Below are 25689 nucleotides of genomic sequence, written 5' to 3' on the forward strand. Positions count from 1 at the left end.
AATTCGATCGGTTGCCGGTCCGGGAGGCTGATGGAACGTTACGACTCTACGGCGCTCCGGTCGGTGTGAGTGTGCCACGCCGATCGAGCCCAGTTCAGCCAGTAGCTCCCGAGGACTGTGGCAGTCACGAGCCAGACGACACCCATCGGCGCGTACCACTCGAGCACGTAGGACGGGGCGGTGCCGACGAACCGGCCGATGCCGACGGCGGCGACGGTCGCGATCGCGGTGACGAACACCAACCGATCCTCGTGGGTGTCGGCCCGCCAGAATCGAACCGACCCCACCTGCCGAACGTCCGTGGCGAGGAGTGCGAGTGCAGCTGCACTCGCGCCGACCGTCAATGCGATCGCGAGATCGAGATCGAGCACGTACCGACCGGCCATGGTGTCGCCGACGGCGACCGGGGCGAGGGGAAGACAGAACGACAGCAGTGGGCCGCCGTTCCAGACCGCGTAGCACGACGGCGCGAGCAGCATCGTCGCCGCCACCAGCGCGATGACGAGCAGGCTGAGCGTATCCAGCCCCGACGTCAGTTGAGTGCGAAGGGAGTCACTGATCGGCACTCTCGCTCCGACGTAGCTGGCGAGAAACATCGCGATGAGTCCCAGTAGATAGGCTCCCGCAAGCGCCGTCCGTCGCGGCTCGAGACCGAGCAAGGGGTGCCTGAGGGCAGCACTCACGACCGCCCGTACCTCGAGCGATCGGTGGCTGTCCGTTTCGGTACTCATGGGTCCTCCGCGATGACCGTCGCGACCCCGTCGTGATCGGGTCTCTTCGCGTTCGCCAGATCGATCGCATTGGGGGAAACCCGCCAGTCGGCTCCGTCGAAGATCGCTTCGATCGTGTCTCGGCCCCGCTGGTAGGAGGGGACTCCGTGTGTCGGCCGAGCGGGGGAATCCTCGTGGGCCTGCATCGAGATGACGCCGTCGAACGACCAGCACCGGACGTGGCGGCGACCGTTGACGCCGTAGTAGGCCTGAGCGGCCGTGGCCTGCTGGCGCACGTACGACTCGGTCTCCCGATCCCAGGCGAACCGCGTGTATTCTTCGGGGCTGCGTATCCACCCTTCGGCCTCGAGGACGGACATGACGGTCTCGAGGCCGCGATCGCCGTCGGCTTCGGGGAGCACGACGACGTTGAACGGAGCGGTCGCGCGGAACCCGTCGCCCGTCGGCTCGTAGTGGTAGCGACCAATCGGCGCGTCGTCTTCGTCGGTGATCGGTTCGTCGGTCCACTCGGAGACCACTGAGGGTGGTTCGGCGGCCTCGACCGTCCCCGTCGGATCCGTCGCGTCGGGCGGCGGCGGGAGGAGGGTGATACCGGCGACCGTTCCGACGGCGGACAGGCCGGCTTTCCGGAGGAAGGAACGTCTGGTCCCCATCGTCAGTATTCACCCTCGTTCGCGAATCCGTGTGTGTCACCGTGGTGAGTCGGACTCGCCCGATCCGTCCCACCGGATCGCGTCGCCCGAACACCACTTCGAGTTCGCTCGAGATTCGCCATTACCGGAACGTTTCACTGACGAATATTTATCAATTGCCTATCTTAATCACGGATGATATTGTGACGGCAGTGGGTTAACAAACGCTGCAGGAGTATCGGTCGGACGACTCGATGACGGTGGTACCGTGGGGGTTCCGGTCCGCACGAAGACCGGTCACCGCTGCCGCGACCGATCGCGTCGTGACACCGGTTGCGGAACTGTTTTACGCGCTGCAGGGCCAATAGACGCGTAATGAGCGAACTGGCGGACGAATATCGCCTCGAGTACTTCGAGGAGGAGGGGTTCGAGCGCAAGGAGTGTCCGGAGTGTGGCGCTCACTTCTGGACGCGCGACGAGAGCAGGGTGACCTGCGGTGAGCCGCCCTGCGAGGAGTACGGCTTCATCGACAACTCGGGATTCGACGAGTCGTACGATCTGTCGGAGATGCGCGAGGCCTTTCTCTCCTTCTTCGAGGCCAACGAGCACGAGCGAATCGATCCATACCCAGTCGCGGCCAACCGCTGGCGCGACGACGTCCTGTTGACGCAGGCGTCGATTTACGACTTCCAGCCGCTGGTGACGAGCGGCGAGACGCCGCCGCCGGCGAACCCGCTGTGCGTCTCCCAACCCTGTATCCGGATGCAGGACATCGACAACGTCGGCAAGACGGGCCGACACACCATGGCCTTCGAAATGATGGCCCACCACGCGTTCAACACGCGCGAGGATGTCGCGGAAGACGAGTACGCCTACCACGGCGAGGTCTACTGGAAGGACCGCACCGTCGAACTCTGCGACGGCTTCTTCGACTCGATGGGCGTCGATCTCGAGGAGGTCATCTACATCGAAGATCCGTGGGTCGGCGGCGGGAACGCCGGGCCGGCAATCGAAGTCATCTACCGCGGCGTCGAACTCGCCACGCTCGTCTTCATGTCGATGGAGCAAGACCCCGACGGCGAGTACGAGATGAAAGACGGGAACCGCTACAGCCCGATGGACACCTACATCGTCGACACCGGCTACGGGCTCGAGCGCTGGACCTGGGTTTCTCAGGGCACCCCGACGGTCTACGAGGCGGTCTATCCCGACATGATCGCGTTCCTCAAAGAGAACGCGGGGATCGACCACACCGAAGAGCAGGAGGAACTGATCCACCGCACCGCGAAGCTCGCGGGCCACATGGACATCGACGAGGCCGAGGACATGGAGACCGCCCGCGGCGAGATCGCCGCCGAACTCGGCGTCGACGCCGTGGAACTCGAGGCGCTCATGGAGCCCCTCGAGGACATCTACGCGATCGCGGACCACTGCCGTACGCTGGCGTACATGCTGGGCGACGGGATCGTTCCCTCGAACGTCGGCACCGGCTACCTCGCGCGGATGGTGCTCCGGCGAACCAAACGGCTCTGTGACACGGTCGGCGTCGACGCGCCGCTGGACGAACTCGTCGACATGCAGGCCGAGCGCCTCGCATACGAGAACCGCGATACGATACGGGACATCGTTCGCACCGAGGTCGAAAAGTACCGCGAGACCCTCGAGCGCGGGGGTCGACGGGTCGAGACGCTCGCCGAGGAGTACGCCAAGAAGGGCGAGCCGATCCCGATCGAAGAACTGATCGAACTGTACGACTCCCACGGGATCCAGCCGGACATGGTCGCGGAGATCGCCGAGGAGACGGGCGCAGCGGTCGACGTTCCCGACGACTTCTACAGCCTCGTCGCGAAGCGCCACGACACGCCCGAAGCGGTCGCGGCCGCCGAAGAGGGCGAAAACGAGCGCTTCGAGGACCTCCCCGAGACGGAGAAACTCTACTACGACGACCAGGAACGCACCCAGTTCGAGGCAGTCGTCCTGGATGTCTTCGAGCGCGAGGAGGGGTACGACGTCGTCCTCGATCAGACGATGTTCTACCCCGAGGGCGGCGGCCAGCCTGCGGACACGGGAACGCTTTCGACTGACGACACCACTGTCGAGATCGAGGACGTCCAGATCGTCGACGGCGTCATCCTTCACCGGGCCGACGAGGACCCCGGGAAGGGCGAACTGGTCAACGGCCAGGTCGACGGTGAGCGTCGCCGACAGCTCATGCGACACCACACCGCGACCCACATCGTCATCCACGCCGCACGGCAGGTGCTCGGCGAGCACATCCGACAGGCCGGTGCCCAGAAGGGCGTCGAGAGCTCGCGGATCGACGTTCGCCACTACGACCGGATCGACCGCGGGACCGTCAAACGGATCGAGGATCGCGCCAACGAGATCGTGATGGACAACACCGCGGTCTCCCAGGAGTGGCCCGACCGCCACGACGCGGAGGCGGAATACGGCTTCGACCTCTACCAGGGCGGTATCCCGCCGGGCGAGCAGATCCGACTGATCCACGTCGACGAGGATACGCAGGCCTGCGGTGGCACGCACGTCGCCCGGACCGGCGACATCGGGACGATCAAGATCCTCAACACCGAGCGCGTGCAAGACGGCGTCGAGCGGATTACCTTCGCGGCCGGCGAGGCCGCCATCGCGGCGACCCAGGAAAAAGAGGATGCGCTCTATGAGGCCGCCGAGATCCTCGACGTCTCTCCCGCAGACGTGCCCGAGACCGCCGAACGGTTCTTCGAGGAGTGGAAGGGACGGGGCAAGCAGATCGAGGACCTGAAAGAACAACTCGCCGAGGCTCGAGCCGGCGGTGGTGGCGGCGGCGAGGAGGTCGACGTCGGCGACACGACGGCCGTCGTCGACCGCATCGACGCCGACATGGACGAACTGCGCGCGACCGCGACTGCCATCGCCGAGGAGGGCAAGATTGCGGTCCTCGGCAGCGGTGAGAGCGGTGCCCAGTTCGTCGTGGCCGTACCCGACGACGTGGGCGTCAACGCGGGCGAGGTCGTCGGCGAACTCGCCGGCCGAGTCGGCGGCGGCGGCGGCGGCCCGCCGGACTTCGCACAGGGCGGCGGCCCCAACGTCGAGGCGTTAGACGACGCGCTCGAGGACGCCCCCGATGTGTTGCGGCAGGTACTGAACGCCTGACCTCGTTGTGAGATGAGTACCCCGACGCCGACGGTCGCCTGCGTTTCGCCTTGTTCCGACCAATCGTCCCGTCGATCTCGTATCGTCGTCTCTCCCGTTCGGTCACCGATCGGAGCCGTCGCTCGTCTCGGGCCACTCGTCGACCGCCAATCCCTGTAGTTCGTCCGCGTCGATATCGACCATCCTTGCCCTCTCTCGAACGTACGACTCCGCGTCGACTTCGTAGCGCTCGATCGCCGACTCGAGTGCGTCGCCACGGTGCTTCGCTTCCAGTCGGACGCGCTCGATGTCGCCGCCGGCGTGATACCCGTCTGCGTCCGTCCGCTTCTCCTTGATCGTCTCCGCTAGTCGTTCCAGTTCGCGACAGTGCTCCCTGAGTTCGGCCAACAGTCGACCGATCCGTCGCTCTCGCTCGGCCGTCGGCTCGTCGTCGTACGCTCGCATCGTCCGTTCGAGTCGGTCGGACTTTTCGCCGAACGTCTCCAGGGTGGTATCCAGCTCCGCCACGTGGTCGTCGACCTCGTCGAGCAACCGTTCCGTCTCGGTTCGTCCGTCCCCGCCCGCGAGCCGCCGAAGCGGTCCGAGAAGGTCGATTCCGACCAGGAGTCGGAGTCCGAGCAGCCACAGTCCGCCGATCGTCGCGACCCCCGCTGTTGCAGCGATCAGTCGCGTGGAGACGCCGAAGGAGGAGAGCACCGACAGGAGAACGCTGATAATAGCACCGAAGACGACGAGCGCGAGGACGACGACGGCGAACGGAACGAGTCTCGCTAGCGTGTGCGCGACGAAGACCCAGACGATCGACCCGACCTCTCTGAGGAACGCCGAAACGATCTCACTGAGCCGTTTGGTGCTCATCTTGTCGTAGGTATCGACCACCGAGAAATAAAACCACGGGTCGGATCGCGGTTCCGCTGACGCTACCGCTCAATCCGTTCGAACGACGTGATCGTCCCGTTCCCGTCGGTCGTGATGACGAGTTCGTCCCCGTCGAGATCGAACTCGAGGTCCGTAGACGCGGCTGTGTATCTGGTCCCGTCGTCGAGATCCACTTGCGATCCGGAGACCACGACCGATTGGACGATTTTTGTCGCCGTATCGCGATCGAATCCGGGGAGCGCGCTCCTGACCGTATCGTCGAACCGTGGCGTCTGGATCCAGACGGTCCGATCCCCGCGGGTCACGGCGAGCTGGAGCTTCCGAATGTCGCTCTGTTGGGCGATGCGAATCAGCGGTTCGATCGATGCGTCGTCCCCGAGTCGAAGCGCCGCGTTGGTCGCCCGCGAGTTATACAGGTCGAACACCCGTTGGGCGGCCTGCGGTTGCGCTTGCTGGAGGTCCACCAGTGCCGTTCGAGTCCGCGACTCGGACAGGAGACGTCTCTGATCGGCGGGATCGCCGATCCGGTTGATGGTCGTCACGGCGTCGTCTCCGAATCGATTCGCGAACTCGGTGAAGTCCTCGCCGTGTCGGACCGCGAGCGACGCGTACTCGGGGTGATTCGCTCGGCTGACACGAGTCAAACCGGAGAGGATGTCCGCCTGCCGCGAGACCTCGGGAACCTTCCGTATCACGTGCCGGACGGCGGCAGGATCGTGACGGAGGACCGCCGAGGCGGCGTCGGCATCGAGGTAGCGCATGAGGTCCGCACCGTCCTCACCGTTTCGAACGAGGAATTGCCGGAGCTCGTCGCCGGGGAGCTGAGCGAGCTTTCCGGTATCGATCCGTTGGAAGTTCGCGAGGAGATTCTGCCCGGAGCCGAACGTCGCCTGTTCGCGAATCAGCCGGTCCGCTTTGGTGCTCGGCACTGCTCGTTTCGCTCTGAGGAACTGATCTGTGACCCGGCTGGTCTTCATGCTGGTCGACGCCGTCAGTGAGACGGTGCTGACCTTGCCCGACACCCTCGAGAGGCGACTCGCGATGTTCGTCGACTCGGAGACTCCCTGCGTAATCGTTCCACCGTAGATGAACGATGAGATGAAGTGGGTCACGTACCCGGTGTAGAAACCGACCGCGTACTTTTCGCAGTCGGACATATGCGACGGCAGGGAACCGGGGCTCTGCATCGCCGGCGCGATTTCGTCGGGGTCGCCGTCCCAGCTACAGCCGTTGGTCCCCTGCGTGTACGGATTGTCCGCTCGCTGTTGCTGGACGGTGCTCTCGGGGATACCGCGGACGATCTCCGCGAGTAACTCCGTGTCGGCTTCGGCGAGGAACTCTTCGACCGCCGCAGCGGTGTCCCCTACTCCGTCGTCGATGAAGATACTGTAGAGGAGTTCGGGGAGTTCGGCCCCAGAGTGGGTGAACCCGGAGAGCATCCCCGCGTGTTCGGGACCCAGTCCCGGGACGTCGTCTATCCGTTCCCCGTAAAAGGAGGTCTGGCTGACGAACAGGTCCTGCTTGGCGTTTCCGTGAACGTCTTCGACGTAGATGTCGGACTCGGAACCGCGTAAGGCGGTGAACGCGCCCTCCCAGAATGATTCGTACACCGCGACGTTGAAGTAGTTCGTCGCTCCGTGGAGCCGATCACTGCTGATACGGTCGCCCTCCCGGCTCAGTTCGTATTCGGCGATTCCGGCGGCGTCCTCGATCCGATACTGGTACTGGAAGTACCAGTCGAGTCCGCTGTCCACCTCCGGTTTGTTCAATCCGGGCTCCCAACTAACGCTCGGCGTCGACGCCTCGGACCACTGCGAATAATCGACGAGTATCGGGCTCGGCGGCGTCGTGGTGAAGATCGTCGGATCTTCCCGGTTGAGCTCGAGTGCTTCGTCGTCAGCGATCCCGTCACCGGTCGTATCGACGCGTTTTGGGTCCGTTCCGAGATCGCGTTCTCTCGCGTCGGACAGTCCGTTCCCGCTCGTGTCAGAGAGCAGCGGGTTGGCCTCGACCGCCCGACTCGTGAGAAGCGTTGCGGGGTCTCGCTCGTCGTCGGGATCGGTGATCATCTCGAGCATCTCCGTCGCGTCGTCGTGATTGTCGATAATCTCGATCTCCCACCCCTCGAGCTGTTCGGCGTCGGTCAGACCGTCACCGGTCGTATCGATCCGCGCTGGATGGTGCTTGGCGTACGTGACGGAAGCGTGGAGCTTCGTTTTGTTGTCCTCCTGGAAGACCCGGTAGTTGATGTCGACCGTTTCGTTGTCGAGGATCCCGTCACCGCTGGTGTCGAGCGCGGTCGGACTGAGATTGAGGGGTTCGCCGACGACGCCGGGTTCACCGGTCGGCATCGAGAGGTCCATCTCGGCGACGAGGTCCGGAATACCGTCACCGTTGGTGTCTTGCAGGTCGGGACCGGTCTGGTTCTCCGCGACCCGTTCGAAGGTGTCGGGCAGGTCTTCCTCCCGCTCGACGTGATAGAAGTCACCGCCGGTGATAGCCGCAATCTCGCGGAGTTCGTTCTCGTCGATACCGTTCCCGAGCCCGACCGTACTGATCTCGACGCCCGCGTCGGCAGCATCCTCGGCGACGGACCGCGGGTAGGATCCGCTGTTGGAGTTCCCATCCGACAACAGGATCATCACCTCCGAGCGGTTTTCCCAGCTGTTCTCCTCAAGGTGGTCGAGCCCGACTCGCAGTCCGGCCTCGGTGTCGGTACCACCACCCGCGGACAGCCGCTCGAGGCTGCTGTTGACTGCATCGTGATCGCTCGTTAGCGGCTGATCGAGGTTTGCGCCTGACGCGTAGCCGACCCGTCCGGCGCGTTCATCGTCAGTGAGTGCACCGACGAAGCGTTTGCCAGCGAGTTCGGCGTAGTGGATCGGCGAACCACCCATGCTCCCACTTTCGTCGATCACGAAGACGAAGTCCGCCGTCTCGACCTCGCTTCCGTTGTTGACGTCACCGTCCGTCTGGTTACCGTCGAGCGTGATCGTGTCGCTGGTCTCGTCTTCCCACTCTTCGATCCGGAACACCGAGAAGAACGAGAAGTGATCGACCTCGGCGGTCGCGACGCCGGTATCGCGATCGATCTCGGTCTCGACGGGAGTCCACGGCGCGTCACTGGTCGGATCCCACGTCACGATCGAGAGGTTACCATCCTCGTCGAGCGCGTCCTCGTCGATCGGAATCTCGACCGTCGCCTCGTCGATCGGTCTCGCGTTCTCGATGCGAACCATCGGACCAGCACGGTACACGTCGTCACTCTCGGGCGTCTCGTCACTGATCGACACGTCGGTCTCGTGGAGGCCGTCACCGCCGGCGGCGACCGCTACGCCTGAGGTTTCGTTTTCGACTTCGACGGTTCGGTATTCGTCGGGATCTGGCCGTTCCCAGCTAACGTCGTCTTCCGTGATGCGAATCTCGTGGGTCGCTTCGACCGTTCGGTCGGTATCGTGTGCGGCGGTCGATGTCACTGTGACGGTCACGTTCCTCGGTTCCGAACCGACATCGACGAGCGCCATACCCCTCGCGGTCGTGACGGTCGACTCACCGGTGACGAACGTGAAGCCGTCGGCATCGCCGTCGCCGCCGATCGCCACGTCGGCATCGTCGTATGCGTACGGGCGCGCGTCGTCGAGGGTCGCCCTGACCGGAACGAGAACAGACCCATTGCGTTCGAAGGCCTGCCCCTGGGACAGCGAGAGCCTCGGTTCGGTGTTCGCTTCGACCGTATCGAGCGCCCGTTCGGCGTGCTTCCAAGCGTTCTCGAGGTGCGTCAGCGCTTTTGCACGGTCGGCCGGACCGGTCGGTTGGGCGGCGCTCCTGGTTCCGGACGTCCCCTTCCGTTTGCCATTTCCGTTGCCGGAGGCGTCGACTGAGACGGTTCTGTCGGCCCGCTCGAGCGAGTCGATCGCATTTCCGAGCGCGCTTTCGGCTTTTTGACGCTGCCCGGGATTGGAGAACTCGCCGTCATTTCCGGCGACGACGACCGTCGCATCGGAGACGGTGCGGCGCGCGCTGACGTCGATCGCCGCGTACAGGTCCTCGCTGATCTCGTCGACGATTGCCGCGTCGTCTCCGTCGATGGCTCCTTTCAGCGCTGCGAGGGCGCGCTGGGCTTCGGCCAGGTGTTCGAACGCCGCCCGCGAGTCGACGTATCGGAGTCCCCGATACTCCTGCAGCGAAGCGTTAATCTCGCTGACGGTATCGTTCGCTGCTGCCGCCGCGACGGTGTCGTTCTCGATTTCGAGGTCACCGAGGCGTTCAGTTGCGGTCAGGGTCGCCTCGACTGTCGTGTTCTCCTCGAGGTCCGGGACCGTGACGTTCGCGTCACCGCGATCGTGGCCCGGTGGACCGTTACCGCTTTGTCCGGGCGGCCTGTCGCCGTTCTGACTCGGTGGGCCGGTATCGGTGCCAGGTCCGTTCGCAGTGTGGACCGCGTACGAAGCGGATCGTTCGTTCGCCGTCGCACTTGGTCCGCTCGCGAGTGCGGGTATGGCGACCAGTGAGGTCACCATCAACGCGGCGAAGATTATTGCAACCGTTTCTCCCTTACTGAAACCCATGGGAAAAATATACTATTGGATGTTATCATCTCTTTCTGATTGAAAAAAGATAGAATGAAAGACTGATCGTTCGGAGCCAGTTCACTGCTACTGAAACGGCCTTCGACGAGAACAAACGTCTCGGCTGGTAGTACGGATCTCGATCGACGGGTACCTCGCGAACGGCGACGACCGATCGCGTGGAATCGAAACTGTCGCCTTGCTCTACCCGCACAGTCCCCGTATGTCCACCGCAACAAACGGGTCCGTCTCGCTGTACTACGACCGCACCGGCGAGGGCGAACCAGTGGTATTCGTCTCCGAGGCCGGCCTCGGCGGCTGGCTCTGGGGGTGGCAACACGCCGCGATCGCCGGCCCCCACGAGGCCGTCGTCTGGGACCTCCGCGGGACCGGCCGCTCCGATCGACCCGACGGCCCCTACGCCCTCGAGACGCTTGTCGCCGACCTCGAGGCGGTCCTCGCCGACTGCGAGATTCGAAACGCCCACCTCGTGGGCTGTGGCCTCGGCGGTGCGATCGCACTCGCGGCGGCCCGGACCTCGAGTCGCGTGGCGACGCTGACGCTGTTCGGAACCGCGGCTCGAGAGGACGAGTACGACCTCGAGGCGCTCTTTGCACCGCCGGACGATCGGAACGCGCTTCGCCGATCGATCACGGCGGGGCTTTCCGATGACTTTCTCGAGGCCCAGCCCGACGTGCTGGACGGGATCGCGGACTGGCGAGCGGACGGCGACGCCGACCGCGAGGGGTGGGCCGCGCAGACGGCGGCGCTCGAGAACTTTAACGCGACGGAGTGGCTGGCCGAGGTGACCCAGCCGACGCGGGTGATTCACGGCGGTGCGGACGGGCTGGTCTCGCCCGCCGCCGGGCGGGACCTCGCTCGGGGACTTCCGCGAGGGGAGTTCCGCGAACTCGAGGGGGCCGGCCACCTCTGCTTCGTCGAGCGCTCGCGGACGGTCAACGATCTGTTGCTCGGCTTTCTCGAGACCTACGCGGAAAGCGAAGGCGAGTGAGTGGTCCGGGCCCGCGATCCGATCGCCCGCTCCCCTCGACTACTTGAACCGCAGGAACTGACGGTCGTACTCCGGTGCGTCCTCCCGCGGATGGAGCAGGACGAACGACTCCGGAGGGAGAGTCGCCAGTCGATACGGTAGCTCCCGAAGTTCGTCGTGCCAGCCGACGCTGCCCGGTCGCGAGGAGATGACCGCGATCAGGTCGTCCGCGGTCACCTCCTCGTCGAGGGTCGTCTGCAGGGCTCGCCACGAGGACAGCTCCCGGAACTCGGTGTCCAGTTCCGGTTCGACGAGATCGAAGCGCCGTCCGTACTGGTGAGCCGAGTCACCGACCGCGAGGACGGTAAGCGGCGCGCCGAGGCGATCCGCGAACCGCTTGAGCAGGGCGACGCTCTCGAAGAAGCCCTCGTGGTGGTCGATCCCGTCCGGGAGGACGACGAAGAGCCGGTCGGTCATGTTCACCGGGTGACCGAGCCGGGCGACCATCACGGGGTCGGTCGTCCGCTCGAGGACCTGGTCGATGATGCTCCCGAACAGCCGCTGGCCGATCGATCGCTGGGCGTCCCAGCCGAGCAGGAGCAGGTCCGCCTGGACCTCGAGCGCGCCGCGGACGATCCCGGAGGCGGGATTGTGGTCGACCCGGATCTCCGGGGCGACGGGGACTTCGGCCTCGCTCCCGATCGCGGTGAGTCCCTCGAGGTCGTCGTAGGCGTCGTCGATCGCCCGATCCGGGTCGCCGCTCCGGTCCGGTCGAACGACCGTGAGGGTGTGGATCGGCCGCTCTCGCTCGTCGTCCTTGAGCAGCAAGGCCAACTCGAGCAGTTGCCGCTGGCGGTCGGCCGCATGGGAGATCGGGAGCAGGATCCGCGGGTCTCTGGGGGCGCCGCCGCCCGGCTCGACGTCCTCGGCCAGCGCGAGCCGCCGGCCGGCGCGTTTCGTCGCCCAGGGACTGGCGACGGCGGTCACGAGCAGCATGAGAACGACCGCGTTGAGGATGGCGGCGTCGAACAGCCCCACGTCGTAGCCGATCAGCGTGATCGCCAGCGCCGCCGCGGCCTGTCCGATGGAGAGGCCGAAGATCACGCCCCGCTCGTCGACCGTGTACCCCTTGACGCGGGTGACGATCCACGCTGCCAGCCACTTCAGGGCGATCATGACGCCGATGATCACGGCCGCCACCTCGAGCGTCCGCCGTCCCTCGAGGATGACCGACGCGTCGACGAGCATCCCGACGTGCAGCAGGAAGAAGGGGACGAAGAACGCGTTGCCCGCGAACTCGATCCGAGAGAGCAGCGTCCCGCCCTCTGGAATCAGCCGGTTGAGCGCGAGACCGCCCACGAACGCCCCGAGGATCGGCGCGATGTCCAGCAGTGCGGCGACGCTGGCCGCGCCGAAGAAGACCACGGCGACGAAGAGGAACTCGAAGTAGCTCTCCTCGCTGAAATTTCGGAAGAACCGCCGGGCGATCGGCGGGACGACGATCCAGACGCCGCCGACCAGCGCGATCAGCGCGACGACCTTTTCTATCACGATGAGGGCAGTGAGTCCGCCCTCGGCGGCGCTGCGGACCAGCGCGAGGACCAGCAGGGCCAGCGTGTCAGTAAACAGGATGCCGCCGAAGACCGCGGTCACCGCCCGGTTCCCAGTGATATCGTACTGGTTGACGATCGGGTACGCCAGCAGCGTATGCGAGGCGAAGACCGCCGCCAGAAGCAGTGCGGCGAGTAACGACAGATCGAGCAGGACCGCGACGGCGGCGGCGCCGACGACGAACGGCAGGCCGAAACTCACGAGCCCGAACAGCGCGGCGCTGCCCGGATCCGCCGCGAACTGTCGCAGATCCAGCTCGAGTCCGACCGTAAAAAGGAGGTAGATCAGTCCGACCTCGCCCAGCAGCACGATCGCGTCGCTGTGAGCGACGAGTCCGACCCCGCCGGGCCCGAGGATCGCCCCCAACAGGACGACTCCGATGATCCCCGGCTGTCCGAGCCGCCGGACGACCAGCGGCCCGATCAGGAAGACTGCCAGTGCGATGGTGAACACGAGTACGGGTTCCTCGAGCGGGAACTCCGGAACCGAGATCGCGACCGTCGACGCTGCGGCCGACCACTCCAACTGCATGCGTCTGCTTCCCCGAACGAGTAGGGGCTTCTTTGCTGTGGTGTTTTCCGCCGATTCCCGACGAACCCGTCGAGCGAGTTCGACGGCCGGTCGTCCGCCGACCGCAACGGTGGAAGACGGACGCGGATCCGCACTCCCTTGCGATTGACCCCCCATCTACTACGGGGCCCGACGTCGGAGTGCGTTCCGTGACCCTCTCGCTGGCCCACCGGGCGGATCGCTTCCCGGATCGGACGGCGGTCGTCGACATCTCCGAGCGGCGACTTCATGCACCCGCGGAGACGATCCACGAGGATCGCGTCTCCTACGGGGAGCTGTCGACGATCGCGGAGCGGACGGCCGAGCGTCTCTCGACGCTGGCTATCGGCCCCGGAGAGACCGTCTGTCTCGTCACGCGAAACCGGGTTACCGCGCTCGCGCTGTTTTTTGCCTGTCGACGGCTCGGTGCGACGTTCGCGCCGATCTCCCACCTCTTGACGCCGGCTACCGTCGAGCGCCCCTTCGATGTCCTCGAGCCCGATCTGGTCGTCTCGGAGGCGGCCCAGCGCGATCTGGTACGATCGATCCCGTTCGATCGGGCGGTGACGCTCGAGGAACTATCCGAAACCGAACGAGACGATGTCGATGCCGACGAGCGACCGTCGATGGAAAACCCGCTGCTTGCCCTCCACGGTGATACGGGTCGACCAGTCGCCGGCTACTCGCCCGACGCCATCGAGCGCAACTGCCTCACGAGCGTCGCGGCGTGGGGGGTCGCCGCGAACGATACCGTCCCGCTCACCGCACCGCTCTCGACCGCCGCCGGCCTCGTACGCGTCGCGCTGTCGGTGCTGTACGTCGGCGGCACGCTCTTGCTCGACCGCGCGTTCGACCCCGGCGACGCGCTGGCCGCGATCGCCGAGGAGCGGGCGACGCTGCTGGCCGGTCGGGAGACCGTCCTTCGAGATCTCGCGGCCCAATCCGGCTTCGAGGACGCCGTCGAATCGCTCGAGCGAGCCATCTGCGAGGCCCCGGTCGGTGACGACGTGGTCGCGGCGTACCGGGAGTGTGGCGTCCCGATCGCACGAGTGTACGGTTGCCTCGAGTGTCCGACCGCCCTGAGCCAGGGATTCGAAACCGAGAGCGATTCGGCGGGAGCCGATGTCGATGGGACCGCTGTCGGCCGCCCGGTGCCGGACTGTCGCGCCCGGCTAGTCGACGGCGGGGGCGAGCCCCTCGAGGGCGAAGCGGACGGCCGATTGCAGCTCTCCGGACCGATGCTCGCCGACGGCTACGTGACCGCCCGTGGGGCTGACGTAGAGAACTGGGACGAACCCGCTGAACTCGAGCGCGACGAGCGCGACGAGTACGACCAGCACGACGAGTCCGACGAGCGTAGTGACCGCGGTCGGTTCATCGACGGCTGGTTCGACACCGCCGACCGGTTTCGCCGAGATGGCGACGGGAACTACGTTCGTCGTTGACATCCACACCGCCCTGACGGGCGAAGATTCCCGAGTCACGCGAATCAAAGATTCGCGTCCCTCGCAAATCTCCGATTTGCTCAGCGTTGGGATATTACGGTTCGCAACCCACCTGTTCGCTTAGTGCGAAACGACCCGAGGTTTGATTGAACAGGGAGGCGACTGGCCGTGCCAAACGACCGTTACTCATATCCCCGGTAGGGGGATTCTGAGTTACCTTTCGTCGGATGTTGACTGCACCGTTCACGTCTGCTTGTCAGCGCGTCCGCTGTGGCCGTCCGTTGGCCGTTCCGCTCGAGCGCTGGCGCTTCCGATCACCGTCGGCGGTCACGGCAATGTCGGCGCTGGGCGGAACACCTATTTTTATCGAGTTACCACTAAGAGGCAATGAGTCAACTGCGAATCGCCGTCCTGAACGCAGCCCATCGGGACGAGAACACGACGCGGAACTTCCGGCGCGAACTCGATGCGTCTCTGGCGGAGTTCGACGTCACTGACGGCACGGTACCGGACGATTTCGAGTACGACGGAGCCGTGGTTACCGGCTCTCGAGCGTCGGTCTACTGGGACGACGAGTGGATGGCACCCGTCAAGGAGTGGGTCGGCGAGGCGATCGATCGCGGGGTCCCGTTCCTCGGCGTCTGTTGGGGGCACCAGCTGCTGGCCGACGTTCTCGGCGGCACCGTCGCGGACATGGGTGTCTACGAGGTCGGCTACAGCGAGATCGAGCAGATCGTGGATGCAGAGTCGCGACTGTTCGACGGCATCGACGAGACGTTCACCGCCTTCACCAGCCACTCCGACGAGGTCGCCGAGCTCCCGCCGGGTGCCGAGCCTCTCGCCGAGAACGACTACTCCAACCACGGCTTCCGCGCGGACCGAGTCTTCGGCGTCCAGTTCCACCCCGAGTACGATACGAAGACCGCCCGCGAACTCGTCCACCGGAAGGAGCTTTCCGACGAACGCCTCGAGTCGATCCTTGGCGAAATCACGGACGCGAACTATCAGCGGTCCTGCGAGGCGAAGCTCGTTTTCGACAACTTCCTCGATTTCGCCCGTGAACTGAAGGCGGATGAGATCGCTGTCGAGAGAGACGGACAACACGAGACAGTCCGTGCCGGTCGTTCCGACTAACTCTCGGAAGTAGCAAGCTCTACCCGGAGGAATATTTTTCTCAGTGGAACTCTCTACTAGTGGGTATGAGCGCGTCGATTAAGGTCACGGACACGTCGAAATCCCGTCTTGAGGAGCTACAGGCGGAAATTCGGCTGGAAACAGGACGGAACGTGACGCAGCAGGAACTCCTCGATCGGATCATCGCGACCACATACGAGTCGAAAGACGAGTTACTCGACTCGTTTCGCGACGATTTCGAACCGGTATCGGACGATGAAATCGAAGCGTGGTTATCAGGAAGCTCTGACTGGGAAGTCGAAACGACCGAGAGCGAGATCGACGAGGTCCTCTACGGCGAATGAGCCTTCTCATCGACACCGGCGTATTCGTCGCGGTACAGAACGAGCGGGACGAACATCACGACGCGGCAAACAGAGCGATGACAGCCGCATTGGCCGGTGAGTACGGCGCATTATATACGAATGATTACGTGTACGACGAGGCCGTGACACTTACTCGAATGCGAACGGGCAGCCATCGAGAAGCGTGTGTTATCGGCAATCGAATTGCAGGACGTGGTTCCGTTTCGGAGAAGATAGAGTTGCTGTTCGTAACCGGCGATCAATTCGAACAAACGGTTCGAGCCTTCGAACGGTACGACGATCACGAACTCAGTTTCACAGACGCGAGTCTTATCGCACTCGCCGACGATCAGGGCATCGACGCCGTGCTCAGCTTCGATGACGACTTCGATGGACTCGTGGATCGAATTGATCCGACAACGGTACGGACCAGTTAGGTCGGAAACAACGGTGACGTGCTAATCAGTCCGCAGCGACTTCGACTTGCGCTTCGTCGGCTTTCCCGATCGCCTCGACGATGAGTTCGGCGACGTCGACGACTTCGATCTCGTCCTCGTAGCCGCCAGTTTTGCGGCCGTCCTCGTACATCGTCATGCACATCGGGCAGGCGACGACGAACTTCTCGATGCCGCTGCCGGCGTCGGTGTCCTCGAGCGCCTCCCGAATGCGTTCTTCGCTGGGCTTGGGCTCCTCTTCGAAGTCCATCCAGAGGCCACCACCGCCGCCGCCACAGCAGAAGGAGTTGCTGCGGTTGCGGGGCATCTCGTCGAGCGTACAGCCGGTGGCTTTGATGAGTTCGCGCGGGGCCTCGTACTCGTCGTTGTATCGGCCAAGGTGACACGGGTCGTGGTAGGTGACCGTGTAGTCGAGTTCCGTGCCGCTCAGGTCGAGGGCGCCGTCCGCGACGAGTTCCTCGACGGCTTGCGTCCAGTGATAGACCTCGATTTCGCCGTCTTCGTTCCACTGCTCCTCGTAGTCGAAGGGCATCATCGGATCGTCCGAGAACTCGTCGAAGTTGACCTCCGGATACTCGTTTTTGAACGTGTTGTAGGAGTGGGGGTCCGTACAGACGATTTTGTCGAACTCACAGTCCTCCCAGGTCTCGACGTGGTGGCCGGCAAGTTCGACGTAGAGCAACTCTTCGCCGACGCGGCGGATGTCGTTGCCGTCGAACTTCTCGTCGTCGAAGAGGATGCCGAAGCTGACGTCCGCTTCCTTGAGGATGGTCGCAAGCGAGCGGGCGACCTGCTTGTTGCGCTCGTCGTAGCTCGGGAAGTCGCCGACGTACCAGAGGTAGTCGACTTCCTCTTCGCGGGCGTCGGTGACGTCGAACTCGAGTTCGTCCGCCCAGTCGCCCCGGTTGCGCGGCGAGTCGCCGAACGTGTTGCCGTTTTGCATGACGTTCTGGAAGACGTCCTGCATGCTGGGGGCGACGTCGCCCTGGTCGGTCATCTGGCGGTTGAGCCGGGTGAAGCTCTTGAGGTGCTCGATCTCGACGGGGCAGGCGTCCATGCAGGCCATACAGGCCATGCAGGACTCCATCGTCTCGGCGTTGATTACGCTCGTGCCGCCGTCGGCGACGATGGGTTGTTCCTCGCCGCCGGCGTCGAGGTCCTCTCGGTACGATTTCAGGTCGAGAATGACGTTGCGCGGATCGAGCGGGCGGTCCGAGGCCTTCGCCGGACAGACGGAGGAACAGCGGCCGCACTTGGTACAGGCGTCCTGGTCCAGGATCTCTTTCCAGGTGAAGTCGTCGATGGATTCCGCGTTGGTCGCGTCGAGATCCGAGGGGACGTTCGGAAGGCGCTGACCCGCCTTCTCGTCGCGCGTGACGACGTTCGCGAACGAAGAGAGCATGTGGAACGGCTTGGCGTAGGGAACCCACGCGATGAAGAAGAAGGCGATCAGCGAGTGGGTCCACCACGCGAGCCAGTGGAGGTTCTCGACGTTCAGCCCCGAACCATTGAGCCCGGCCTGCTCGGCTCCCAGTGTGGCGAGGCCGATCCCGTTGAAGCCGAGCGCCAGCCCGTAGCCGACGAAGCTGACGATCTCGTGGTCGGGGATACCGGCGCTGTAAATCCGCAGCCCCTCGAGGAGGAAGCCGCCGATGCCGAGCGCGAACAGCGTCCAGATGAAGATGTCGTCTTCTGTGGAGGTGTGGCGGCCCCAGAGGCGGTGGTTACGGACCCAGTAGCGTCGGTACATGGCCATTCCGATGCCGACGACGAACAGCAGGCCCATCGCGTCGACGATGAACGAGTAGGCGAGATAGAAGTCGCCTTCCCAGAACGTCATGTGGAGGACTTTCTGGAAGGCGTACTGATCGACCATGATGATCAGGGTCGCGATGAACAGCGTCAGGAATCCCCACATGATAAACGAGTGCATCAGTCCGCCGTAGAGGTCCCTGTTGAACTGCTTCTCGTTCGAGAGCACGGTTCTGGTCGCGCTCACGATTCGGTTTCCGAGGTCATTGACCCGAGAGAACGAATCGTCGTCCCCCTCGGCGTAGCGGCTGAACCGCTGGTAGACGCCGTAGGTGAGGACGGCGATGGCGATAAACGCAAGGAGATAGAACACCGCGTACTCGACGCTGGTGATCCCCCAGTACGTCTCCCTTGTTTGTGCGATGGTGTTCATGTCCATTGACGGGCAGGGCTGTAACTTAATTCTTGCCCCACGGACCGGAAGACAACCTCGCTGCCGTCTTGCGGAAATTTTCCTCCGATTTCGAGTTTATAATAGTCGTCCGTGTTTGACTCAACGACCCAACGTGATCTGGCAACAGGCTTATATAGACTCCCGTCTGGAGTGTCCACCCATGAACGATAAAACCGAGGAACTCCGGGATATCTTCACCGACGTCACCGATGGCGAGGAAACTGTCACCGAATCACAGGAGAACACCCGCGGTTCGCTCGAGCGAGACGAGCGATCGGACGAGGACCGCCTCGAGAGCGTCGTCCAGCAGATGCGTGAGCGCTACGAGTTCGAAACGTCGCTCTCGGACGACGAGTTGATCACGGTCGCCAGAGCCTTCTACGACGACCGGAGCGACGACGAGGTTGCCGACGAGCTGGGGGTTGACGCGGACGAGGTCTTCGAGGCACGACTGTCGTTGCACCTCGTCGGCGAGACCGATGCGGACGAGGTCGACCTCGCGGCGATCCGTGACCGCGAGGAGGACGACGCGACGCTGGCCGACGAGTACGACGTGAGCGAGGCCCGGATCCGGCGGTACCGTCGCGTCGCCGAGGCGGAAGACCAGTCCCGCGCGGCGAACGATCGCTACCGCGACGAGTTCGCTAGCGTCCTCGCCGACGCCGATCTCTCCGAGCGGATGACGTCCGACCTCCGCGAGGACGGCCTCGAGGACGCGACGGAAGGGATGGAGACCGAAGTCGAGTTCTGATACGGTCTGCTGTACCGATATACCGGCGCAACCGCGAACCGTCCTGCGGTTGCTCCGGAACTGACTGACAGCAGTCCGTATGATCCCCTCGATGAAACCGGCCGGCGTGAGCGACGCGAACGCTCGGTCGGTCGAGATTCGGACGAGACTTTTTACGAGAAGGAGCGGCCAGACGGAGCGTGACTCGCACGCCCATCTCGTTCAGCGATCTGCGGACCGCCGCCTACTGTCCGCGGAAGTGCTACTATCAGCGGCTGCTGCCGGACGAGGACCGCGAGCCGCCGCCCGAAGTCGCGGCGATTCGAGCGCTCGCCACTCGGTACGACGAGTTACTCGAGGCCCCGCCGGGGGCCCTCGAGTCCGAACCGATCGCCGTCCCGTCCGTTCGCTACCGCGAGCGGCTGGCGGCGACCCGGGATCGACTCGAGGGACGGGATCAATGGGAGCGCCTCCGTGCTCCTGCCGATCGGGCGGTATTCGCGACCGGCCGGCACTGTCGGGGCATCGTCCACAAGGTGCTCGCGGACCCGCTCGAGCCGGCGCTGATCTCGTCTGGGAAGCCGCCCGAAACCGGCGTCTGGACGTCCCAGTCGGTCCACGCCGTCGCGGCCGCGAAGGCGCTGGCCTGGGAGCACCAGGCGTCGGTGGAGCGGGCCTGGCTCGAGTATCCGGCCTACGGCGTGATCCGCTCGATCGAGCTGACGACGCGACGGAAGGCGCAGTATCGGAGCGCGTTGCGGGCGGTTCGCGAGTTAGACGGTCCGCCCGGGCGGACGAACAACCGCTCGAAATGTGAGTCCTGCGAGTTTGCGACAGAGTGTGGGGTCAAGACGCGAACCTTGCGGTCGCTGCTGGGGTTCGGATAGTGATGGTTTCGGACAGTGATGTATGCGGTTTCGAACGATGAAGCTGACTCGAGTCGAACCATTCGATAGGCGTGTAAATGGAACGGTTCGCTCGAGGATGATTGAGAGAAAAAGAGGGTATACTGCTATCGTGGCAACAGGGAATCGCCACGCCCTCCCCAGCCGATTCGCTCACTTCGTTCGCTCATCCCTCGCGCAATATCGTCAGCCCCCCTCGCTAGCACTCGGTCGGCTGACAGCGCGCGCCACCGCGCGCCGGTTGACCGGTCCGAAGTGAGACAGTGGTCCCTGCTACTGGTTGAGGCTTCCCCATTTACGAGTCCTCGAGCCACGCGTCGATCTCGTCGGCCTGCGCACCGCGACGGTGGATCGTCTCGCTCGAGACGTCGACGACGGTGCTTTCGGTGCCGGCGGTTTCGCCTCCCTCGAGGACGACTTCAGCGGCCTCCCGGATCTCGGGATCGAGATCCGAGAGTTTCCGGGCGCTTGCCCGACCGCTGACGTTCGCGCTCGTCGCGGTGATCGGCGTGCTGGCCCGCTCGCAGAGTCGGAGCGCGAGTGGGTGGTCCGGCACGCGGACGCCGACGCGGTCGCGGCCCGCCGTGAGTTCGTCCGGGACGGCCTCGCGTCGCCGACAGAGGACTGTCACGGGGCCGGGGAGAAATGTCGCCATGAACCGCCGCTCCCGATCGGTCGCGCGGACGTACCGGAGCGCCGACGGGACCGACGGCACCGCAAAGGAGAGCGGCTTCGATCGATCTCGCCCTTTCACCTCGAAGACGCGATCGACGGCCTCGGGCTCGAGTGCGTCCGCGGCGAGGCCGTAGACCGTCTCGGTGGGGTAGACGACGAGCGCTCCCGAATCGATCGCGTCGGCCGCGCGGTCCAGTTCGCTCATTCGGTTCGAAATCGGCGGATGCCGGGCAAAAAGCTATCGGGACTCGCAGGCGCGACGGTCGCTACACGAGGCCGAGTTCGTCCTCGAGGTCGTCGTAGTCGGGGAACTCGGGCCAGTCGGTGGCGACCCACGCGCCCTCGACGGTGCAATCTGTGTCGAGTGCGAAGAAGGCGACTCGCGGTTCGCTGATGCCGGTCATGCCGTCGATGTCGTGGTCGATCCCGTACGACGCCGCGACCTCGTTTCCGGGATCGCTGAAGAACGTAAAGGGGGAGTCGTTGTCCGCGAGGAAGCGTTTCACGCCGTAAGGGGTCGAGGCCGTGACGCCGACGACCCGGTCCGCGCGTTCGTCCCAGTCGCGTTCCGCGAGTTCGTCCCAGACGTACTTCGCGAGGAAGGAGCCGGTCATCGGCGTGAAGACGAGGATGGTTCGGCCGTCGCGTTCGTCGACGAGTTCGGACAGCGTCCGATCCTCCCAGAACTCGTCGGTGACGAGCGGTCGGGTAAAGTCGGGGGCTGCTTCGCCGGGTTCGGGGTGGTCCGCTGGGCCGAGTTCGACGACCTCGAAGTCGGGCATCAGTCGTCACCTCCCGCACTCGCCGCGGCCGCGTCGGGGCGATCGCCCTCGCCGTAGGTCGACTCGAGGTAGTCGACGATGTTGGCGCTTTCAGCCATCGTGACGCCCGTATTCTCGTCGGCGACGACGGGGACGGTTCGGACACCGGCGACGCGTTTGACGACGTTCCGCTCGGAGTGCATCGGTTCGACGAACCGCGATCGATACGAGAGGTCGTACTCGTTCAACAGCCGGGTGACCCGCTCGCAGTACGGACAGCCCTGAAGCCGGTAGAACGTGATCGGTGGTTCGGCGGTTTCGCTCATAGACGAATGTAGGGGAAAGGGCCGGGTAAACGTGTCGTCGCCGGCGGCGATGCCCGTACCCGATCGTAAAATGGGAAACGGTTAACCGATCCGGCCATAAGCCTGTACATCAATGGCGTTGTCTCCGCCCCCCGAGGTCGTGCTCGCTGTCTACGAGATCCCACTGGTCGGTCTCGAGATCGACCAGTCGATGGTGACGATCCTCGGCGCGCTCGCTCTCGTTGTCCTCGTCGGTCTCTCCGCGTTCTTCTCGTCGTCCGAAATCGCGCTGTTCTCGATCCCGAAACACCGCGTCGAGGGGATGGCTGAAGACGGCATCCCCGGCGCGGCACGCGTGAAGGCGCTAAAGGAGGACCCCCATCGGCTGCTCGTGACGATCCTCGTCGGGAACAACATCGTCAACATCGCGATGTCGTCGATTGCGACGGCCCTCCTCGGACTGTATCTCGGCGGGCTGGCGGCCGTCACGGCCGCGACGCTCGGGATCACCGCTATCGTCTTGCTGTTCGGCGAGAGCGCGCCCAAGTCCTACGCCGTCGAGAACACCGAGTCCTGGTCGATCCGCGTCGCCAGACCGCTGAAAGCCGCCGAGCGGTTGATGCTCCCTCTCGTCGTCCTCTTCGACTATCTCACCCGACAACTCAACCGCCTCACCGGCTCGACGACGGGAGCGATCGAAACCCCGTACGTCACTCGCGACGAGATCCAGGAGATGATTGAGTCCGGCGAGCGCGAGGGGGTTTTAGAGGAGGAAGAACACGAGATGCTACAGCGTATCTTCCGCTTCAACAACACGATCGTCAAGGAGGTGATGACTCCGCGGCTGGATATGACGGCCGTTCCGAAAAACGCCGAGATCAACGAGACCATCGAAACCTGCATCCAGAGCGGTCATGCCCGCGTGCCGGTCTACGAGGGAAGTCTCGATAACGTCCAGGGCGTCGTCCACATCCGCGATCTCGTCCGCGATCTCAACTACGGCGAGTCGGCGAACGACGAACTCGAGCTCGCGGATCTCATCCAGCCGACGCTGCACGTCCCCGAGTCGAAAAACGTCGACGAGTTGCTGACTGAGATGCGCGAAAACCGGATGCACATGGCGATCGTGATCGACGAGTTCGGGACCACCGAGGGGCTGGTGACGATGGAAGACATGATCGAGGAGATCATCGGCGAGATCCTCGAGGGCGGCGAGGAACAGCCGATCGAGGAGATCGACGACGACACCGTCCTCGTCCGGGGCGAGGTGAATATCGAGGACGTCAACGAGTCCCTCGAGATCGATCTCCCCGAGGGCCAGGAGTTCGAGACCATCGCCGGCTTCATCTTCAATCGCGCGGGCCGGCTCGTCGAGGAGGGCGAAGAGATCACCTACGACGGCGTCCGCATCACGGTCGAGTCCGTCGAGAATACCCGCATCATGAAAGCCCGTCTGAAGAAACTCGAGATCACGGACGCGGAACCTGAACTGGACGAGGAAGCGGGGGAGCCCCCGCTCGAGATCGACGAAAACGACGAGTGAGCGATCAGCGCTGCGAGTCGACGATCGCTGCGATGTCACGTGCGACTGCGGGCGGGACGACGAGCCGTCTCGGTCCCTGGACGTACTGGCCGTCCGGCTGGGCGTAGCTGAGCGTCACCACGGCGCTATCGCCGATCGGCCGGATCGAAACGTTTTCGATGACTGTGAGATCGATCGCCTGATCCGGTTCGTAGAGGTAGATCGTGCGGTCCTCGCGGTCGAGCGCGCCGACCGACTGGAGGAACGAGGCGAACACGAGCGCGAAGAGGGCGATCGGAATCAACAGTGCGGCCAGCCCGGTAAAGGGGCCAGCACCGACGGCCAGTAGCTCGTTCTGCGAGACGTACCGACCGACCGCCATTAGCGCGCCGATGACCGCACCCATCACGACCGCACCGACGGCGGCGTCCATCGCTCGATCCAGTTTCGTTCCCGACGGGACCTCAACGGGGAGCGGTCGGGTGAGCCGCTCGAGATGCCGTTCGGTGTCGTCCGTGGCAGCGAGGGCAAGGACCGTGGCGGCCAGCGCGGCGATAAGGGCGATGACGACGGTTCCGCCGCCGATCTCGCCGGCGACCCTGTACAGTCGCCAGCTGACGACGGTGCCGATCGCGGCGAAGAAGGTGCCGACGCCGAAGGTCCACAGGAGTCGAACGGTTCGCGAGGTGCTCGCGTCGCGTCGCCACTGGGTCGTCTCGTTGGGGGTTTCGGTGACGTCGACGGCGTCCTCGTCCATACTCGCACTCGCGACCCGTCGTGTAAAGACCGTTCGATGTTGCTTGATCCGTCCGGTCTGCTGTAAAACTGATGCACAGGAGTCCGTCTCAGAGCAAGACCGCAGCGATGGCGACGTAGGCGACGTAGGAGACGGCGATCGCGCCGGCGAGCGAACCGATCCACGCAAGCACGGTAAAGCCCATCTTACGGGGGCTGACGCCACCGCCAGCGCCGGCCGCGGCGTAGCCGCTCCCGATGATCGCGCTGACGATGATCTCGTTGAACGAGACCGGGATGCCGTAGAAGACCGCGGCCTGTGCGATGATAAAGGAGGGGATGAGCGCGGCGATCGAGCGTCGCGGCCCGAGCGAGGAGTAGTCCTGCGAGATCGCTTTGATCATTCGCGGTGCGCCGGTCCACGATCCGATCAGGAGCCCGAAGCCGCCGCCGACGAGCATCGCGATCAGCGGGAGCTCGAGCTCGCCCGAGAGGGGGATCAGCGGACCGATCGCCAGCCCGACCTGACTGCCGCCGGCGGAGAACGCGACGAGCCCCCCGAGGATGAGCAGGAAGTGTCGCTCGCCGCGTTCGGTCCCGTTGTTGAGATCCAACGCGATCGCCCCCGCCCAGGCCGCCGCGATGATGAGCGTCGCAGCCGCGGTCCCGGCGATCGCCGGTCCGGGAAGCGAACCGCCCGCGACCTGCGCGACCGACGCCCCGCCGGCTCCCGGCGAGCCGAGGAGCGCGAACTCGATGTTGGCGACGATCGCGCCGACGATGGCGGCCAGTACGATGATGAGGTACTCTTCGGCGACCACTTCGGCGCGGAGGGCCCGGGCGACAGCGTAGGCGATGCCGCCGCCGACGAACGGGGTCAGCACCCACAGCGTGGCGATCTCGGTGTATTTCGCCCACGCGGGGTCGCCGCCCATGGCAAGTCCGGTCCCGATAACCGCCCCGGTGACGGTAAACGCGGTCGCGATCGGATACCCTGTGAAAATCCCGATCGCCACCAGGCCGGCCGCGATGAGCAGGGCGATCGTGGCGGCAAGCGACGACAGCGTCACGCCGCCGATCAGTCCGGTCCCGACCGCCTCGGAGACGTTCGCGCCCTGCAGCACCGCGCCGGCGAAGCCGAGCAGCCCGACGAGAAAACCGGCTCGCATCACCGAAATCGCGTTCGCGCCGACGGCCGGCGCGAACGGGGTGGAACCACTCGAGCCGGCACCGATCGCCCAGGCCATAAACAGACTCGCGACTGCGGCCACAGCAAAGGTGCCGAACGTGGCGATATCGACCATCTATCCGGTCCCTATTAGCGGCCCCTACAAGTGTGTGCCGACTGTCGGCCGGCA

General features: G+C 64.6%; 20 protein-coding genes and 1 pseudogene. 9 read left to right on the forward strand and 12 right to left on the reverse strand.

The features are described 5' to 3' along the window. Positions 1–38 precede the first annotated feature (38 nt). Together ACEWFR_RS11230 and ACEWFR_RS11235 are read right to left on the reverse strand one after the other, a co-directional pair. On the reverse strand, positions 39–731 hold the full coding sequence (locus ACEWFR_RS11230) for a hypothetical protein (RefSeq protein WP_374061102.1): 693 nt from the start codon (positions 729–731) through the stop codon (positions 39–41). Next, positions 728–1384 (reverse strand): twin-arginine translocation signal domain-containing protein, encoded by a 657-nt coding sequence (locus tag ACEWFR_RS11235; protein WP_374061103.1) that lies wholly within the window; start codon positions 1382–1384, stop codon positions 728–730. Before ACEWFR_RS11235 ends, ACEWFR_RS11230 begins: the two co-directional genes overlap by 4 nt. Before the next feature lie 354 nt (positions 1385–1738). Between ACEWFR_RS11235 and alaS the strand changes: the two genes are divergently transcribed. Further along, on the forward strand, positions 1739–4516 hold the full coding sequence (alaS, locus tag ACEWFR_RS11240; RefSeq protein WP_374061104.1) for an alanine--tRNA ligase: 2778 nt from the start codon (positions 1739–1741) through the stop codon (positions 4514–4516). A 102-nt stretch (positions 4517–4618) separates the two neighbouring features. Here alaS and ACEWFR_RS11245 read toward each other — a convergent pair whose 3' ends face one another. Continuing rightward, entirely contained in the window at positions 4619–5374 is a 756-nt protein-coding gene (locus ACEWFR_RS11245) for a hypothetical protein (protein ID WP_374061105.1), read from the reverse strand. 62 nt (positions 5375–5436) lie between these two features. Next, positions 5437–9915, reverse strand: a complete 4479-nt coding sequence (locus ACEWFR_RS11250) for a VWA domain-containing protein (protein WP_374061106.1) — start codon at positions 9913–9915, stop codon at positions 5437–5439. 271 nt (positions 9916–10186) lie between these two features. Between ACEWFR_RS11250 and ACEWFR_RS11255 the strand changes: the two genes are divergently transcribed. After that, entirely contained in the window at positions 10187–10975 is a 789-nt protein-coding gene (locus ACEWFR_RS11255) for an alpha/beta fold hydrolase (protein ID WP_374061107.1), read from the forward strand. Between the two features lie 39 nt (positions 10976–11014). Here the strand turns inward: ACEWFR_RS11255 and ACEWFR_RS11260 are convergent, their stop codons facing one another. Further along, the gene (locus ACEWFR_RS11260; protein ID WP_374061108.1) at positions 11015–13096 is read right to left on the reverse strand and encodes a cation:proton antiporter; all 2082 of its coding nucleotides are present in this window, start codon (positions 13094–13096) and stop codon (positions 11015–11017) included. 188 nt (positions 13097–13284) lie between these two features. Here ACEWFR_RS11260 and ACEWFR_RS11265 point away from each other — a divergent pair, with 188 nt between their 5' ends. Beyond that, positions 13285–14559 (forward strand): class I adenylate-forming enzyme family protein, encoded by a 1275-nt coding sequence (locus ACEWFR_RS11265; protein ID WP_374061109.1) that lies wholly within the window; start codon positions 13285–13287, stop codon positions 14557–14559. A gap of 94 nt (positions 14560–14653) precedes the next feature. Here ACEWFR_RS11265 and ACEWFR_RS11270 read toward each other — a convergent pair. Continuing rightward, a pseudogene (locus ACEWFR_RS11270) lies at positions 14654–14812 on the reverse strand (RNA-guided endonuclease TnpB family protein); the annotation flags it as partial. A 134-nt stretch (positions 14813–14946) separates the two neighbouring features. Here ACEWFR_RS11270 and ACEWFR_RS11275 point away from each other — a divergent pair. The 3 genes from ACEWFR_RS11275 to ACEWFR_RS11285 all read left to right on the forward strand — a co-directional run bounded on the left by ACEWFR_RS11275 (position 14947) and on the right by ACEWFR_RS11285 (position 16474). Continuing rightward, entirely contained in the window at positions 14947–15693 is a 747-nt protein-coding gene (locus ACEWFR_RS11275; RefSeq protein ID WP_374061110.1) for a type 1 glutamine amidotransferase, read from the forward strand. Between the two features lie 65 nt (positions 15694–15758). Next, complete coding sequence (locus ACEWFR_RS11280; RefSeq protein ID WP_374061111.1) at positions 15759–16037, forward strand: hypothetical protein; 279 nt, start codon at positions 15759–15761, stop codon at positions 16035–16037. Next, positions 16034–16474, forward strand: coding sequence for a type II toxin-antitoxin system VapC family toxin (locus ACEWFR_RS11285; protein ID WP_374061113.1), 441 nt, complete (start codon positions 16034–16036; stop codon positions 16472–16474). The genes ACEWFR_RS11280 and ACEWFR_RS11285 overlap by 4 nt, the downstream gene beginning before the upstream one ends. 25 nt (positions 16475–16499) lie before the next feature. On the opposite strand, the gene ACEWFR_RS11290 is transcribed toward ACEWFR_RS11285, so the two are convergent. Next, positions 16500–18677, reverse strand: coding sequence for a (Fe-S)-binding protein (locus tag ACEWFR_RS11290; protein WP_374061114.1), 2178 nt, complete (start codon positions 18675–18677; stop codon positions 16500–16502). 181 nt (positions 18678–18858) lie between these two features. Between ACEWFR_RS11290 and ACEWFR_RS11295 the strand changes: the two genes are divergently transcribed. Then, entirely contained in the window at positions 18859–19449 is a 591-nt protein-coding gene (locus ACEWFR_RS11295) for a conditioned medium-induced protein 4 (protein WP_098725055.1), read from the forward strand. A 179-nt stretch (positions 19450–19628) separates the two neighbouring features. Continuing rightward, positions 19629–20315 carry a hypothetical protein gene (locus ACEWFR_RS11300; protein ID WP_374061115.1) on the forward strand — a complete coding sequence of 229 codons (687 nt, stop codon included), beginning with the start codon at positions 19629–19631 and terminating at the stop codon, positions 20313–20315. A gap of 313 nt (positions 20316–20628) precedes the next feature. On the opposite strand, the gene ACEWFR_RS11305 is transcribed toward ACEWFR_RS11300, so the two are convergent. From ACEWFR_RS11305 to ACEWFR_RS11315, 3 genes are all read right to left on the reverse strand, one after another. Next, a complete protein-coding gene (locus tag ACEWFR_RS11305; RefSeq protein ID WP_374061116.1) occupies positions 20629–21213 on the reverse strand; it encodes an L-threonylcarbamoyladenylate synthase in 585 nt (194 codons plus the stop codon). Positions 21214–21274: 61 nt separating this feature from the next. Further along, the gene (locus tag ACEWFR_RS11310; RefSeq protein ID WP_374061118.1) at positions 21275–21790 is read right to left on the reverse strand and encodes a redoxin domain-containing protein; all 516 of its coding nucleotides are present in this window, start codon (positions 21788–21790) and stop codon (positions 21275–21277) included. Continuing rightward, positions 21790–22095 (reverse strand): glutaredoxin family protein, encoded by a 306-nt coding sequence (locus ACEWFR_RS11315; RefSeq protein WP_374061119.1) that lies wholly within the window; start codon positions 22093–22095, stop codon positions 21790–21792. Before ACEWFR_RS11315 ends, ACEWFR_RS11310 begins: the two co-directional genes overlap by 1 nt. Positions 22096–22207: 112 nt before the next feature. Between ACEWFR_RS11315 and ACEWFR_RS11320 the strand changes: the two genes are divergently transcribed. Then, positions 22208–23617, forward strand: coding sequence for a hemolysin family protein (locus ACEWFR_RS11320; protein ID WP_374061120.1), 1410 nt, complete (start codon positions 22208–22210; stop codon positions 23615–23617). A gap of 4 nt (positions 23618–23621) precedes the next feature. Here ACEWFR_RS11320 and ACEWFR_RS11325 read toward each other — a convergent pair whose 3' ends face one another. Next, on the reverse strand, positions 23622–24353 hold the full coding sequence (locus tag ACEWFR_RS11325) for a hypothetical protein (RefSeq protein ID WP_374061121.1): 732 nt from the start codon (positions 24351–24353) through the stop codon (positions 23622–23624). 88 nt (positions 24354–24441) lie between these two features. After that, positions 24442–25635 carry an anion permease gene (locus ACEWFR_RS11330; protein ID WP_374061122.1) on the reverse strand — a complete coding sequence of 398 codons (1194 nt, stop codon included), beginning with the start codon at positions 25633–25635 and terminating at the stop codon, positions 24442–24444. Positions 25636–25689 lie beyond the last annotated feature (54 nt).

It is taken from the genome of Natrinema sp. H-ect4 (genome assembly GCF_041894845.1).
GTDB lineage: Archaea > Halobacteriota > Halobacteria > Halobacteriales > Natrialbaceae > Natrinema.